Here is a 13,719-nt window from a genome sequence, read left to right on the forward strand (position 1 = left end):
GCGTCGCGAATGACTCATTCGCGGCGTCGGAGGTCCCGAATGAGTCATTCGCGACACTCGGCCGAGCGGCGCGCAGGCTGGTGCCGGGCTACCTAGCCGCGGGGCACGAACACGTCCACGCGGACCAGGTCGTGGTCTGAGGCGTCGTTCAGCCGGGACAGCGGATCGGACGGCACCGGCCAGAACACCTCCGCGTGCCACGGCAGCAGCCCCTTCGACGGCAGCACGTAGTCCGTCCGCCAGCCCTCTTGAACACGTTCAAAAACGGCGCTACCGTCTTCTTGAACACGTTCAAAACAAGGAGGACCCATGGACCGGATAGTCGTCGCGTACGCCCTCTACCTGCTGATCAGCATCCCCTTGACGGTGCTCGTGGCCCGGACGCTGAGCCGGCACGGCCGCACCTTCCTCACCGAGGTCTTCGCCGACAGCCCCGGCCTGGCCAACGCCGTCAACCAGCTGCTGGTCGTCGGCTTCTACCTGGTCAGCCTCGGCTTCGTGACGCTCTTCCTGACCAGCCACGCCGAGGTGCCCACCGCACGCGAGGTGTTCGAACTGCTCTCGGTGAAGGTCGGCGTCGTCGCGCTGATCCTCGGCGCGATGCACCTGACGAACGTGCTGATCTTCAACGCCATCCGCCGCCACCACCTGGCCCCGAAGGAGGCACCGCGGCCGGCGACACTGCCCTACGGCATGCCGCAGGTCCCGCCCTTCCCCGCGCCCTGACGAGCCCGGCGCTAACGTGCCGCACGTGGCCAAGAGCGAGGAAACGCGGTCCCTGATCGTCACGACCGCGATGCGGCTGTTCACCGAGAACGGCTACGACCGCACGACGATGCGCGCGATCGCCGCCGGAGCGGGCGTCTCCGTCGGGAACGCCTACTACTACTTCTCCTCGAAGGAACAGCTGATCCAGGGCTTCTACGACGAGATCGCGAGACAGCACCTCGACGCGGCCCGCGCCCGGATCGACGGCGAGACCGCCTTCGCCGCCCGCCTGAAGACCGTGCTGCTGTGCTGGCTGGACATCGCCGAGCCCTACCAGCGCTTCGGCACGCAGTTCTTCGTCAACGCGGCCGACCCGGAGTCGCCGCTGAGCCCGTTCAGCGACGACTCCTCGGCCGCGCGCGAAGCGTCGATCGGCCTCATGCGCGAGGTCGTCGACGGCTCCGACGTCAAGCTCGACCCGGAGCTGCGGGGGCAGCTGCCCGAGCTGCTCTGGCTCTACCAGATGGGCGTGGTGCTGTTCTGGGTCCACGACCGCTCGGCCGGGCAGAAGCGCAGCCGGATGCTGGTGGAGCGCAGCGTCCCGCTGCTCGCCCGGCTGGCCGCGCTCTCCCGGCTGCGGGTGTTCCGCCCGGTCAGCCGCGAGATCGTCGACCTCATCCAAGACCTCGCTAAGAAGGACTGATCGCCCGGAAGTAGAGGAACCGCGGCGTGGTCCGCAGCTTCTCCGTCCACTTCGGATCGGCCTCGGCCGCCTCCGGGACCGGCATCGGCTCCTCCAGGCGGTCGACGGCGAACCCGGCGTCGCGGACCGCGCCGAACGTCCAGCTCAGCGGGCGCCGGTAGAACCGCACCGGGTGCGGTTTCCCACCGAGGCCGAAGTCGTCTTCGAGCAGCTCGAGCTGGAAGTAGTCGTCCTTCTCGAACCAGTGCCAGTCCTCACCCGGGTGGTGCACCGAGAACGCGAGCACCCCGCCCGGCTTCAGGACCCGCCGGAACCCGGCGAGCATCGGCCCCCAGTCCTTGAGGTAGTGCAGCACGAGCGACGCCGTGATGACGTCGATCGAGCCGTCCGGCAGCGGCAGCGGCCCGCTGACGTCCACGACCTCGAAGCGGGCGACGTCCCCGAACTTCCGCCGCGCGACCTCGACCATGCCCGCGCTGGCGTCCACGCCGAGGACGTCCGCGCCCCGCCCGGCCAGCAGCGCGCTCAGGTGCCCGGCCGCGCAGCCGACGTCGAGCACCCGCTTGCCCTCGACGTCACCGGCCAGGTCCACGATCGCGGGCCGGTCGTAGAGCGCGTTCGTGACGGACTTCTCCGCGTGCGACGCGTAAGCCTCGCTGTAGCCGTCGTACTGCTCGGCCCGCGCGCGGGCGAGGATCGCCTCCACCACCTCCGTCTTGGCGTCGGCGTACTGCTGGATGTACTTCCACTCCTTCGCACCCAGCTCACGCTTCGTCGTCGCGTAGAGCTCCAGCTCCTCCGGGTGCGACCGCAGCCGGTCGCGGAAGAGCCGGTAACGCGGCGTCTGACCGTTGCCCGGCGAGTACACGTGCAGGTTGACGTTCGTGTCCGGGCCCTTGAAGCAGCGGTGCTTCTCCCAGTCCGGCTCGCGGATCACGAGCCGGTAGCCCGCCGCCTCCAGATCCGGCAGGTACGCGTCCTCGTCGGCGGAATCCGGCACCTCGAGGAGGATGTCGACGCAGGGCTTGGCGCACAAGCCCGGCACCGACGTCGACCCGACGTGCTCGAGGACGAGCACCCGCTCCCCCAGCGCGCCCCGGATCCGCTCGGCTTCCCGTTCGAAGAGTCTCGGCCACTCCGGGTCGTAGTCGACGAGGGTGACCGTCGAGTTGAGCTTCGGCGCCTCGCCGACCCACCCCGACTCGATCTCGTCCTCGCTCAACGCTTCTTGGCTGGTCATTCCGGTAGACCCCCTTCTTCAAGGCAGTCGACCAGAATATCAACGCGGGGCAAGCGGATTTACGAGATCGGCAGCGGCAGCAGGTTCCCGGTGGCCTCGCGCAACGCGTCACGCATCGCCGCGCGCGGGGCCGGCCGGCCGGTGAAGTGCTCGGCCTGCCCGAACGCCTGGTGCAGCAGCATGTCCAGCCCGGTCGCGAGCCGGCCACCGCGGGCCGCGACGGCTTCGGCGAGCGGCGTCGGCCACGGGTGGTAGATGACGTCGAGTACGTGCGCGATCGCCGCGAGCTCGGCCACGTGCGCGGCGACGGCGTCCGGCGGCACGGTGTTCACCAGCACCGCCGCGGAGCCCAACGCCGCGAAGTCCGTCTCGGACCAGCGAAGCACGTCGATGTCGAGCGAAGCCCGCTTCGCCGCGTCGAGGGTTTCGCCGGCTCGCGCGGGATCGCGCACGACCAGGCGCACCTGCCGCACGCCCAGCGCGGCGAGCCCGACGACCGACGCGGCCGCGGTGCCGCCCGCGCCGAGCACGACACCGGTGTCCCCGGGCGACGGCTCGTAGCCGCCCGCCGCCCGCAGCGCGCCGGTAACACCCTCGACGTCGGTGCAGTCCGCGAGCCAGCCCTTCGCGGTGCGGACCAGGGTGTTGGCCGCGCCGACGGCGGCCGCGCGCGGCGTCACCTCGTCCGCGTGGTCCAGCGCCGCGCGCTTGCCCGGCATGGTGACCGAGAGCCCGGCCCACTCCGGGCCGAGGCCGGCGACCAGGCCGGGCAGCTCCTCAGCGCCGGTCTCGATGCGCTCGTACGTCCAGCCGGTCAGGCCGAGCGCGGCGAACGCGGCGCCGTGCAGCACCGGGGACAGCGAGTGCGCCACCGGCTTGCCCAGTACCGCGGCCCGGCGAGGCTCAGAAGACACCGCGATCCTTGGCCAGGTTGACGTTCTTCTTGTGGTCGTCGAACGTGACCGCGAAGCAGGACAGGCCGTTCTTCTCGCACTTGACGAAGTACACCCAGTCGCCCTCCACCGGGTGCACCGCCGCCTGGATGGCGTCGGGACTCGGCACCGAGATCGGCGTCGGGGTCAGACCCGCGTTCTTGTACGTGTTGTACGCCCCGGCCTTGGTCCGGTCGTCGTCGTTGGTCGCCAGGGTCGGGCGGTCCAGGACGTAGTTGACCGTGGAGTCCATCTGCAGCCGCATGTTGATCGCCAGGCGGTTGTAGATCACCCGGGACAGCTTGCCGAAGTCGGCCTTCACCGCTTCGCGCTCGATGATCGAGGCGATGATCAGCGTCTGGTACGGCGTCATCCCCGGGCCGGTCGACTGCGGGCTCAGGCCCGCGTTCTGGATCGCCTCGGTCGAGCTCCGGACGAGCTGGCCGATGATCTCCTGCGCGGTCGCGCCGGGCCGGACGTCGTAGAGGCCCGGGGCGATCAGGCCCTCGAGCCGGCGGTCCTTGCGGTCGGCCTTGTTCGCGGGCTCGATCGCCCAGTCCGGCACGCCGAGCGTCTTCAGGTCGGCGCCGTCGACCACCTTGCGCAGGTCGTCGGCGCTCACGCAGGTGCTCTTGCCGTCGATCTGCGCGCACGACGCCTTCGCCGTCAGGCTGTACACGCCGGGCGTGACCTTGCCGTCGGGCTGGGTGATGTCGTCGAACTGGGTGTACGGCCGGACCTCCAGCTGCCCGACGCGCGCACCGGCCGACAGGATCCGGTCGACCGCCGCGGAACCGGACATGTGCGACTTCATCACGTAGAAGCCGTGCTGGATCTTGGCGAGCTTCGAGTTGTCCTCGCCGGCCTTGACGAACGCCTTGCCGCTGGCGACGACACCCGCCGTGGCGAGCTTCGCGCCGATCGCCGACGTCGAGTCGCCGTCGTCGACCTGGAACAGCACGTCACCGTCGCCGGAGCCCTCGAAGTCTTCGTAGCCGAAGACCTTGTTGAAGCCGTAGTAGGCGCCGCCCGCGAGCAGCACGATCACCACGAGCGCGGCGACCCAGCCGAGGGCGCGCTTGCCCTTATTCTTGCGCGGCTTCTTCGGCTCTTCCTCGAAGTCGTCCTCGTACTCGGCCTCGTCGTAGTCCTCGTACCCGTCGGCGTACTCGTCGTAGTCCTCGTACTCGTCGCCCTCGGCGAAGAACTCTTCGGGCTCTTCGTGCGAAGGCTCGGCCGGGGGCGCCGGGGCCTGGGCGGGGATGATGTCGGTCACCGGCTCCTCGCGCACCGGCGGGGGCGGCGGGCGACGGCGCCGAGGCGGCTCCACGCCGGGTTCGGGCACGCCGACAGAGCGGTCACCCGGCTGGACGGGCCGCCGCGGGGGTTCCGGTGCGCCGCGCCGGGGGTCGGCCGCGGCGTCGGGTTCCAGCGCCGCCCGGCGGCGGCGCGCATCGCCGGCCTCTTCGGGATCGGGCGCCGCACGGCGTCGCCGGCCACCCGGTGGCTCGGCGACCTCGCCGGAGCCGGACGACGCGGCCCGGAAGCGGGCGATGTCGGCCACCTCGTCCGAGGCGCCCCGGGAGCGGCGCGGGGCCTGGCCTTCGTCGGGCGCGCCGCGGAGCCGGGCGGCCTGCGCTTCGGCGGCCTCTTCCAGGTCGAGCATCGCCTGGTGGCGGCGGGCCGCTTCGGCTTCGGCCAGCTCTTCGGGAGTCGGACGGCGACGGCGGGCGTCCGCCGGCTCGTCCGGGATCGGCGCGGGACGGCGGCGGCGCGGGGCCGCTTCCTCCGCGGCCGGGGCCGGGGCCGGGGCCGGGGCCGGGGCCGGGGCCGGGCGGCGGCGCCGGGGTTCGGCGGGCTCGCCGGGATCCGGGGCCGCGCGGCGGCGACGGGGGGCGGGGGCGGCGGCGCCGGCGGCCCGGCCGCGGCGGGCGCGGACGCCCGCCCAGCGCTCCGCCTCCCGCGGATCGAACTCGTCGTCGGCCGGGGGCAGCGTGCCCGGCGGCTCGAGGCGGCGACGGCGGCCGGACGGCGGCGCGTCGCGGCGCGGGTCGTAGCCCGGCTCGGGCCGCGCCCGGCGCGACGGCTGCGGCAGCTCGTGCGAGCCGCTCTCGTGGGAGCTGCTCTCGTGGGAGCCGCTCTCGTGGGAGCCACTGTGCCGCGAAGGCTGCGGAAGCTCCTGGTACCCGCTCGCGTGGGGGTCGTGCGGGTCCGCACGACGCGGTGCGGGCCGGGACGGCGGCGGAGTGGCCGGTCCCGGCTCGCGGAGTCGCCTGCGCCCGCGTGGCGGCTCAGGTGGCTGCTCGTTCATCGGTCTCCCTCCCGGGCGCGGTGCGCAGCGGCGGCGTCGATCCAGGCCTGCAGGATCTCGACGGCGGCGGCCTGGTCGACCACCGCACGCTGCTTGCGGCCTTTGACCCCGCGCTGGGAGAGGATGCGGGATGCGGTGACCGTGGTCAGCCGCTCGTCGCCCAGCCGGACCGGCACGGGCGCGACGCGCCCGGCCAGGCGTTCAGAATACGCGATCGCCAGCTCGGCCGCCGGACCCTGCCGGTTGGCGAGCGTTCGCGGCAGGCCCACGATCACCTCGACCACCTCGTGCTCGGTGACGAGGGCGGCCAGCTGGTCCAGATCACTGTCGTCGGTCGCATCGCGGGAGAGGGTAACCAATGGCGACGCGAGCACGGGGGCCGGATCGCTGAGCGCCACCCCGACCCGGACGGATCCGACATCCACCCCGAGCCGACGGCCGCGGCCCGGATCGTCCACTCCTGGCCGATCCAGGCCCCGGTCTCCGCGGTTAACCAATGCCGGCAATCGCCGAGCGCAGGGCCGTGACCGCGTCGGCCGCGCCAGCCGGGTTCGTGCCACCGCCCTGGGCCATGTCGGGCTTGCCGCCGCCGCGGCCGCCGATCTTCTCGGCGAACGACGGCACGAGCTTGCCCGCCGCGATGCCCTTGTCTTGCGCGGACTTCGTCGTCGCGACGACGAAGCTCAGCTTCTCGCCGGCCGGCGAGAACAGCGCCACCACTCCGGGCCGCGCGCCGAGCCGGCCGCGGATGTCCGAGGCGAGCGCGCGCAGGCCGTTGCCGTCGACGTCCGGGACGACCTCGGCCACGACCGTGACGCCGTTGATCTCCTGCGCCTTGTCGAGCAGCGAGCCCGCCGAGCCCAGCACCTGCTGGGTCTTGAGCTGCGTGATCTCCTTTTCGGCGTTCTTCAGCCGGGTCAGGACGTCCTCGATGCGGCCCGGCAGCTCGTCCGACGGCACCTTGAAGGTGTTCGCCAGTTGCGAGACCAGCAGCTGCTCCTTGCGGACGTACTTCAGCGCGTCCGAACCGACGAGCGCCTCGACGCGGTGCACGCCCGAGCCGATGGAGGCGTCGGAGACGAGCTTGACCAGGCCGAGCTGGCCGATCCGGTCGACGTGCGTGCCGCCGCAGAGCTCGCGGGAGTACTCGCCCATGTCGACCACGCGGACGTCGTTGCCGTACTTCTCGCCGAACAGCGCGACCGCGCCCAGTTCGAGCGCCTTGTCCTTGGTCGTGGTGAAGCTCTGCACCTCGACGTTGGTCTGCAGGTAGTCGTTGACCTCCTGCTCGACCTCGGTGAGGACGTCCGCCGACACCGAGCCCGGCGTGGTGAAGTCGAACCGCATGCGCCCCGGCGAGTTCAGCGAGCCCGCCTGCGCCGCGCGCTTGCCGTACGCGCCGCGGACGGCCGCGTGCACGAGGTGCGTCGCGGAGTGCGAGCGCTCGATGGACAGGCGGCGGTGCGCGTCGACCGAGCCGGTGAGCTTGGTGTCGAGGCCGACCTCGCCGTCGGTGACCTCGACGCGGTGCACGAAGAGCCCCGGGACGATCTTCTGGACGTCCAGGACCTTCAGCTCGACGCCGTCGCCCAGCAGCACGCCGGTGTCGGCGACCTGGCCGCCGCTCTCGGCGTAGAACGGCGTGCGGTCGAGGACCAGCTCCGCCTTCTTGCCCGCGGAGACGCTGCGGACCGGCTGCCCGTCTTCGAGCAGGGCCACGACCTTGGCCTCGGCCTGCAGATCGGTGTAGCCGAGGAACTCTGTCTCGCCGTGCTGCTCCAGGACCTTCCGGTACTCGGAGAGGTCGCCGTGGCCGGTCTTGCGGGCCGCCGCGTCCGCCTTCGCGCGGGTGCGCTGCTCGTTCATGAGCGTGCGGAAGCCGTCCTCGTCGACGGTCAGGCCCTGCTCGGCCGCCATCTCGAGGGTCAGGTCGATCGGGAAGCCGTAGGTGTCGTGCAGCTGGAAGGCCTTGTCGCCGGCCAGGACGTCACCGCCGCCGCGCTTGGTCTCCTCGGCCGCCATGTCGAAGATGCGCGAACCGCTGGTCAGGGTCGAAAGGAACGCTTCCTCCTCGATCCGGACGACCTCGTTGATCCGGTCGAAGCCGCCGACCAGCTCGGGGTAGGTCGGGCCCATGGTGTCGCGCACGACCTTCGCGAACTCCTGCAGCACCGGCTCCTGCACGCCGAGCAGGCGCGTGGAGCGGACGATGCGGCGCAGCAGGCGGCGCAGCACGTAGCCGCGGCCGTCGTTGCCCGGGGTGACGCCGTCGCCGATCAGCATGACGCCGGTGCGCGCGTGGTCGGCGATCACGCGGAAGCGGACGTCGTCGGCGTGGTTCGAGCCGTAGCGGCGGCCGGAGAACTCCTCGGCGCGGCCGATCACCGGGCGCACGAGGTCGGTCTCGTAGACGTTCTCGACGCCCTGCAGGATCGTCGCGACGCGCTCGACGCCCATGCCGGTGTCGATGTTCTTCTTCGGCAGCTCGCCGATCGGCTTGTGCCCGAGCTTGGGGCTCAGCTCGCCGCGGACGTCCTGCATGAAGACGAGGTTCCAGATCTCGATGTAGCGGTCCTCGTCGGCGACCGGGCCGCCCTCGCGGCCGTACGCCGGGCCGCGGTCGTAGTAGATCTCCGAGCAGGGACCGCCGGGACCGGGCACGCCCATGTCCCAGTAGTTGTCCTTGCCGTCGCGCTCCTGGATGCGCTCGCCCGGCAGGCCGGTGAGCTTGCGCCACAGGCCGGCCGCCTCGGCGTCGTCGTTGTAGACGGTCGCCCAGATCCGGTTCGGGTCGAGGCCGAAGCCGCCTTCGCTCTGGGGCTTGGTGATCAGCTCCCAGGCGTTCTCGATGGCGCCTTCCTTGAAGTAGTCGCCGAAGGAGAAGTTGCCGGCCATCTGGAAGAAGGTGTTGTGCCGGGTGGTCTTGCCGACCTCGTCGATGTCCGGCGTGCGCACGCACTTCTGCACGGAGGTCGCGCGCGGGTACGGCGGCGGCGCCTCACCGAGGAAGTACGGCTTGAACTGCACCATGCCGGCGTTGACGAACAGCAGGTTGGGGTCGTCGAGGATCAGTGGCGCGCTGGGCACGCGCGTGTGGCCCTTGCTCTCGAAATGGCGCAGGAAACGATCGGTGATTTCGTGTGTGTCCACGGGTCAGTCCTTGTACTGGTGCCGGAGGAGGGTGACGACGGCGGCGGAGCGGCCCCGGGTCGCGCGGGCGCGACCGGTCAGCGCTCCGCCCGGCGAGCTCGCCGGACGGGGCGGCGGTCGGCGGCGTGCCGGCCGGACGCCTGCGGCGTCACCACGCCCGCCCGCTCTTCGACCATGTCGTGCAACTCCTGCTCCCGCTCGTTCATCCCGGCACGCACTTCGGCGCCGAAGGAACCCACGGCGCCCGCCAGCTCGCGCACGGCGCCGCCCAGGTTCGATGCTAACCCCGCGGGGGTGGCCTGACGAGCGGTTTCGGCGGCCTTGCGCGACAGCACGACCCCGGTGACGACGCCGACGCCGAGCCAGAACAGCCGCTTCACTTGCCGGCCTTCTTCGCGGCCTTCAGCGCGCTCTTCTTCTTGCGCGCGCGGATCGCCTTGCTGAGCCCGTAGGACAGCGCCGCGGTTTTGACCAGCGGGCCGCCCAGGGTCGCGGTGAACACCGACGCCAGCGCGGAGACGTTCCCGGTGACGGCCTGCGCGTTCGAGGTGATCCCGTCGACCCGCTCCAGCTGGGTGTTGACGTGGGTGATCGTCTGGTTCGCGCCGATCAGCAGCGGGTCGGTGTTGCTGTTGGTGCGCTCGATCGCCTCGGTGGCCGCGTCCAGCGTCTTGCCGAGCTTGATCAGCGGGATCGCCAGCAGGACGACCAGCACCACGAATGCACCTGCGGCGATCAACGCGGCGATCTGCCCTGCCGACACGGGCCCTCCTCGGATAAGCGGTCTTGGGTGCTGGTGAGGTTACCGCCTGGCCGGGTTCCCGACCGTGTCACCCCGGGCGCGCCGGAAAACGCTTCGCTCCAGGCCGTGGTGAGGCGGTAGACCTGGGCGATGGGACACGACGAGGGGCCCGCTCGCCGGGTGCTCGCCGGGCCGGGCGGAGCCGCGGCCGACGTGCTGGCCGCGTTGCCGGGCGCCGACCTGACGACGGTCCAGCTGGAGGTGGCGCGGCGGCGCGCGGCCCGGCTGGCTCCGGCCGACGTGCTGCGCCGCCACCGGACCGACCGCTTCACCGGCCCGAGCCCGCTGTCGTTCCCGCTGCTGCGGCGGATCGAGGACGCCCTGCTCGGCACGGCTTCGTCGTTCGAGGCGGTGACGCTCGCGCCGCTGGTCCCGCTGGGCACGCATTCGGCGGTGACGGGACTGGCCCAGCACCGCGTCGTCCCGACCGGGCGCGGCACCGAGGTCGCGGCGGATCCGACGACGGGGCTGGCCTTGGAGGCAGCGGTGCGCCGCGCTTGCGGCGGTGTCGTCCGGTTGGCGACGGTGCAGCGCGTGGTGCGCGCCCAGCCGGTCCCGGCCGGACTGTTCGCGCACTTCTCGTTGTTCGGTGCGGTGACAGCGGGGCGCGACACCGGCGACCTGGAGTTCGAGCGAGCGGCGGCGGCCGAGCACGCGCGGCTCATGGCGGCGGGCTGTCGGGCGCTGGGGGCCACGGCGGTCTCGCTCGGGGTGACGGTGCTGGACCCGCGGTTCGCCGACGTGCTCTCCGCGGCGGATGTGCCGGTGCACCCGTTCCCGGCCCGCGAAGGCGGGCGCGGCGGGTACTACGAGGGGCTGTGCTTCAAGGTGTACGCGGCCTTCGGCGATGAGCCGGCCGAAGTGGGCGACGGCGGCTTCACGCCGTGGACGCAACGGCTGCTGGGGAACGCGAAGGAGCGGTTGATGACGAGCGGCCTGGGCGTGGACCGCCTGGCGACGCTCCTCCCGGCCTGACAAGCGCCCCAATGTGGCCTTGGTTGCGTTCAACGCACCCAAGGGGCCCTTCGGTGCGTTCAACGCACCGAAGGCCACATTGGGGCGCTCGAGAGCCGGGTCAGCGCTCCTTGACCACCGCGCGGTAGAGCGCCGCCATGTCCTCTTCGCCGTGGCCCGCTTCCACCGCCGCCTCCAGGTGGGCCAGCACCGCGCGGGCCCCCGCGACGTCGACGTCGGCGCCCGCCGCCTCGACCACCAGCCTCGCGTCCTTCGCCGCCAAGCCCGCCGGGAACGCCGGTGGGTACTCGCCCGCCAGCATCGCGGCGCCCTTCACGTGGGCGTAACCGACGTCGAGGCCGCCGCCCTTGATCGTCTCCAGGAACAGTGACGGGTCCAGGCCCAGCCCGCCGGCCAGGCCGAGGCTCTCGGCCGTCGCGTTGGTCAGCGCGAGCACCCACGCGTTCACCACCAGCTTCAGGCGGCTCCCCCGCCCCGCCGGGCCGAGCCACCGTGTCTTCACGGCGACCGCGTCGAACACCGGCGTGGCCGCGGGGCGGGCCTCCTCCGGCCCGGACGCCAGCACCTGCAGCTGCGCCTGCTCCGCGGGGGTGCGGGTGCCGAGCACGGGCGCGTCGACGAACACCACGCCCGCCTTCTCCGCCAGCGAGGCGAGGCGGTCGGTCCAGTCGAGGCCGACCGTGCTCATCTGCAGCCACAACGTGCCCGAAGCGGGCGAAGCGGCTTCGAACGCCGAAGCGACCGCGGGGCCGTCCGCGAGCATCGTCACCAGGATGTCCGCGCCCTCGGCCGCGGCGGCCGCCGAATCGGCGACGGTGGCGACGTCGGCGAGGGGTTCGGCCTTCGCCCGGGTCCGGTTCCAGACCCGGACGTCGAGGCCCGCCTTCGCGATGTTGGCCGCCATCGGCGCGCCCATGATTCCGGTTCCGAGAAACGCGACGCTCATGGCCCCATCGTGCCGAACGGCGGGACGTCCCGCAGTCCGGTCAGTAGTCGCCCAAGAGACAGAACGGGTGACCGGCCGGGTCGGCGTAGACGCGCCAGCCGCGGCCGTCGGGGTCCGGGTCGAGCAGCCGGCCGCCGTGCACGAGGGCCAGGTGGTGGGTCACGCGCATGTCGTCGACTTCGAAGTCGAGGTGGAACTGCTGCGGGTGGGCCGGGTCCGGCCACTGCGGCGGCCGGTGGTCCAGCGACCGCTGGAACCCCAGGACCAACCCGGCGACGTGCAGGGTCGAGAAGTCCTCGTCGACCCGCCACCGCGGGTCCGGCCGGTCCACCTCGCCCCCGAGCAGCGCCTGGTAGAAGTTCGCGAGCACGACCGGTTCCGGGCAATCCAGGACGATGCACTGCAGCGTCGCGGGCACGGGAGCGCCTCCTGCGGTCACGGCGGCCCGATTCGTGGCCGCCTCAAGGCGCGAAGCTTACGAAACCCGATGATCTTGCGTTCCACGGGTCACGCCGATGATCAGGTTCCCGGCGATTCGTCCGCCCGGCTCACTTTTCCCCGCGGATCGTCCGGCGCAGCTTCGGGACGCGCTCGGCGAGCGTGCGCTCGGCGCCGCGCTGGGTCGGCTCGTAGTAGTCCTTGCCCACCAGCTCGTCCGGCGGGTACTGCTGGGCCAGCACGCCGTCCGGGACGTTGTGCGGGTAGCGGTAGCCCTGCGCGTTGCCGAGCTTCTTCGCGCCCGCGTAGTGCCCGTCGCGCAGGTGCGGCGGGACGGTGCCGGCGAGCCCGGCGCGGACGTCGGCCAGCGCGGCGTCGATGCCGGTGACGACCGCGTTCGACTTCGGCGCCGTGGCCAGGTGGATCGTCGCCTGCGCGAGCGCCAGCCTGCCCTCGGGCATGCCGATGAACTGGACGGCGTGCGAGGCCGCGACCGCCGCCTGCAGCGCCGTCGGGTCGGCGAGACCGATGTCCTCGCTGGCGTGCACGACCAGCCGCCGGGCGAGGAACCGCGGGTCCTCCCCCGCCTCGATCATCCGGGCCAGGTAGTGCAGCGCGGCGTCCACATCGGACCCGCGGATCGACTTGATGAACGCGCTGATCACGTCGTAGTGCTGGTCGCCGTCGCGGTCGTAGCGCACCGCGGCCTTGTCCACAGTGGACTCGACGGTCGGCAGGTCGATGGTCTTCGCCTCGGTGGCCGACGCCGCGTCCGCCGCCGCCTCCAGCGCCGTGAGCGCGCGCCGCGCGTCCCCGCCCGCGAGCCGGACGAGGTGGGCCCGCGCGTCGTCGGTCAGCGTCAGCTGGCCGCCGAGGCCGCGCTCGTCGGCCAGCGCGCGCTCCAGCAGCTGCGTGATGTCCTCGTCGGTCAAGGGACGCAGTTGCAGCACCAGCGACCGCGACAGCAGCGGGGAGACGACCGAAAACGACGGGTTCTCGGTGGTCGCGGCGACCAGCAGCACCGTGCGGTCCTCGACCGCGCCGAGCAGCGCGTCCTGCTGGGTCTTGGAGAACCGGTGCACCTCGTCGATGAACAGCACGGTGTTCTCGGCGTTGTACTGCCGGCGCCGGCGGGCCTCCTCGATGACCCCGCGGACCTCCTTGACGCCCGCCGAAAGCGCCGACATCGCGACGAACCGGCGGCCGGTGGCGATCGAGACCAGGTTGGCCAGCGTCGTCTTGCCGGTGCCGGGCGGGCCGTAGAGCAGCACCGACGCCGGCGCGGCGCCTTCGACCAGCCGCCGCAGCGGCGCTCCTTCGCGCAGCAGGTGCTGCTGGCCGACGACCTCGTCGAGCGCGCGCGGCCGCATCCGCACGGCCAGCGGGGAGCTGGCCGGGTCCGCCTGGGGTTCACCGGCGTTCGACGTCGTGCGCTCCGGCGGGGGCGCCACGTCGGTGTTCACGGTGAAGAGCTCGTCCTGTGCCACACGGATGACGTTAACCGACGGCACCGA

The 13,719-nt window shown here is 72.3% G+C and carries 13 protein-coding genes and 1 pseudogene; 3 read left to right on the forward strand and 11 right to left on the reverse strand.

All coding sequences use genetic code 11. From position 1 onward, the window contains the following. Window positions 1-92: 92 nt before the first annotated feature. Window positions 93-239, reverse strand: a pseudogene (locus tag AB0N03_RS26690) (endonuclease/exonuclease/phosphatase family protein); the annotation flags it as partial. A gap of 70 nt (window positions 240-309) precedes the next feature. On the opposite strand from AB0N03_RS26690, the gene AB0N03_RS26695 reads away from it, so the two are divergent. Together AB0N03_RS26695 and AB0N03_RS26700 are read left to right on the forward strand one after the other, a co-directional pair. Further along, a complete protein-coding gene (locus tag AB0N03_RS26695; RefSeq protein WP_364377102.1) occupies window positions 310-726 on the forward strand; it encodes a hypothetical protein in 417 nt (138 codons plus the stop codon). A 25-nt stretch (window positions 727-751) separates the two neighbouring features. Continuing rightward, the gene (locus tag AB0N03_RS26700) at window positions 752-1,411 is read left to right on the forward strand and encodes a TetR family transcriptional regulator (protein ID WP_364377103.1); all 660 of its coding nucleotides are present in this window, start codon (window positions 752-754) and stop codon (window positions 1,409-1,411) included. On the opposite strand, the gene AB0N03_RS26705 is transcribed toward AB0N03_RS26700, so the two are convergent. From AB0N03_RS26705 to AB0N03_RS26735, 7 genes are all read right to left on the reverse strand, one after another. Next, window positions 1,398-2,651 carry a GrpB family protein gene (locus AB0N03_RS26705; protein ID WP_364377105.1) on the reverse strand — a complete coding sequence of 418 codons (1,254 nt, stop codon included), beginning with the start codon at window positions 2,649-2,651 and terminating at the stop codon, window positions 1,398-1,400. The genes AB0N03_RS26700 and AB0N03_RS26705 overlap by 14 nt on opposite strands. 59 nt (window positions 2,652-2,710) lie before the next feature. Beyond that, a complete protein-coding gene (locus AB0N03_RS26710) occupies window positions 2,711-3,565 on the reverse strand; it encodes a shikimate dehydrogenase (protein WP_364377107.1) in 855 nt (284 codons plus the stop codon). Continuing rightward, window positions 3,555-5,894, reverse strand: a complete 2,340-nt coding sequence (mltG, locus tag AB0N03_RS26715; protein WP_364377109.1) for an endolytic transglycosylase MltG — start codon at window positions 5,892-5,894, stop codon at window positions 3,555-3,557. The genes AB0N03_RS26710 and mltG overlap by 11 nt, the downstream gene beginning before the upstream one ends. Further along, window positions 5,891-6,352, reverse strand: coding sequence for a Holliday junction resolvase RuvX (gene ruvX, locus AB0N03_RS26720; RefSeq protein ID WP_364377111.1), 462 nt, complete (start codon window positions 6,350-6,352; stop codon window positions 5,891-5,893). The genes mltG and ruvX overlap by 4 nt, the downstream gene beginning before the upstream one ends. 31 nt (window positions 6,353-6,383) lie before the next feature. Then, window positions 6,384-9,044: an alanine--tRNA ligase gene (gene alaS / locus AB0N03_RS26725; protein ID WP_364377113.1), complete on the reverse strand. Its 2,661-nt coding sequence runs from the start codon at window positions 9,042-9,044 to the stop codon at window positions 6,384-6,386. Between the two features lie 77 nt (window positions 9,045-9,121). Then, on the reverse strand, window positions 9,122-9,424 hold the full coding sequence (locus AB0N03_RS26730; RefSeq protein ID WP_364377115.1) for a hypothetical protein: 303 nt from the start codon (window positions 9,422-9,424) through the stop codon (window positions 9,122-9,124). Continuing rightward, entirely contained in the window at window positions 9,421-9,807 is a 387-nt protein-coding gene (locus AB0N03_RS26735) for a DUF948 domain-containing protein (RefSeq protein WP_364377117.1), read from the reverse strand. The genes AB0N03_RS26730 and AB0N03_RS26735 overlap by 4 nt, the downstream gene beginning before the upstream one ends. Before the next feature lie 129 nt (window positions 9,808-9,936). On the opposite strand from AB0N03_RS26735, the gene AB0N03_RS26740 reads away from it, so the two are divergent. Next, entirely contained in the window at window positions 9,937-10,821 is an 885-nt protein-coding gene (locus AB0N03_RS26740; RefSeq protein WP_364377119.1) for a hypothetical protein, read from the forward strand. 100 nt (window positions 10,822-10,921) lie between these two features. On the opposite strand, the gene AB0N03_RS26745 is transcribed toward AB0N03_RS26740, so the two are convergent. The 3 genes from AB0N03_RS26745 to AB0N03_RS26755 form a co-directional block, all read right to left on the reverse strand. After that, window positions 10,922-11,767 (reverse strand): NAD(P)-dependent oxidoreductase, encoded by an 846-nt coding sequence (locus AB0N03_RS26745; protein ID WP_364377121.1) that lies wholly within the window; start codon window positions 11,765-11,767, stop codon window positions 10,922-10,924. Between the two features lie 40 nt (window positions 11,768-11,807). Next, window positions 11,808-12,185 (reverse strand): VOC family protein, encoded by a 378-nt coding sequence (locus AB0N03_RS26750; protein ID WP_364377123.1) that lies wholly within the window; start codon window positions 12,183-12,185, stop codon window positions 11,808-11,810. Window positions 12,186-12,315: 130 nt separating this feature from the next. Then, a complete protein-coding gene (locus tag AB0N03_RS26755) occupies window positions 12,316-13,692 on the reverse strand; it encodes a replication-associated recombination protein A (RefSeq protein ID WP_364377125.1) in 1,377 nt (458 codons plus the stop codon). Window positions 13,693-13,719 lie beyond the last annotated feature (27 nt).

Source organism: Amycolatopsis sp. NPDC051061, assembly GCF_040682935.1.
In the GTDB taxonomy this organism is placed as follows: domain Bacteria; phylum Actinomycetota; class Actinomycetes; order Mycobacteriales; family Pseudonocardiaceae; genus Amycolatopsis.

What these genes read in the sequence shown, in the direction of transcription:
- mltG (WP_364377109.1), bottom strand. Translation starts at nt 5,894, where the DNA reads ATGAACGAGCAGCCACCTGAGCCGCCACGCGGGCGCAGGCGACTCCGC.
- AB0N03_RS26740 (WP_364377119.1), top strand. Translation starts at nt 9,937, where the DNA reads ATGGGACACGACGAGGGGCCCGCTCGCCGGGTGCTCGCCGGGCCGGGC.
- AB0N03_RS26705 (WP_364377105.1), bottom strand. Translation starts at nt 2,651, where the DNA reads ATGACCAGCCAAGAAGCGTTGAGCGAGGACGAGATCGAGTCGGGGTGG.
- AB0N03_RS26745 (WP_364377121.1), bottom strand. Translation starts at nt 11,767, where the DNA reads ATGAGCGTCGCGTTTCTCGGAACCGGAATCATGGGCGCGCCGATGGCG.
- AB0N03_RS26695 (WP_364377102.1), top strand. Translation starts at nt 310, where the DNA reads ATGGACCGGATAGTCGTCGCGTACGCCCTCTACCTGCTGATCAGCATC.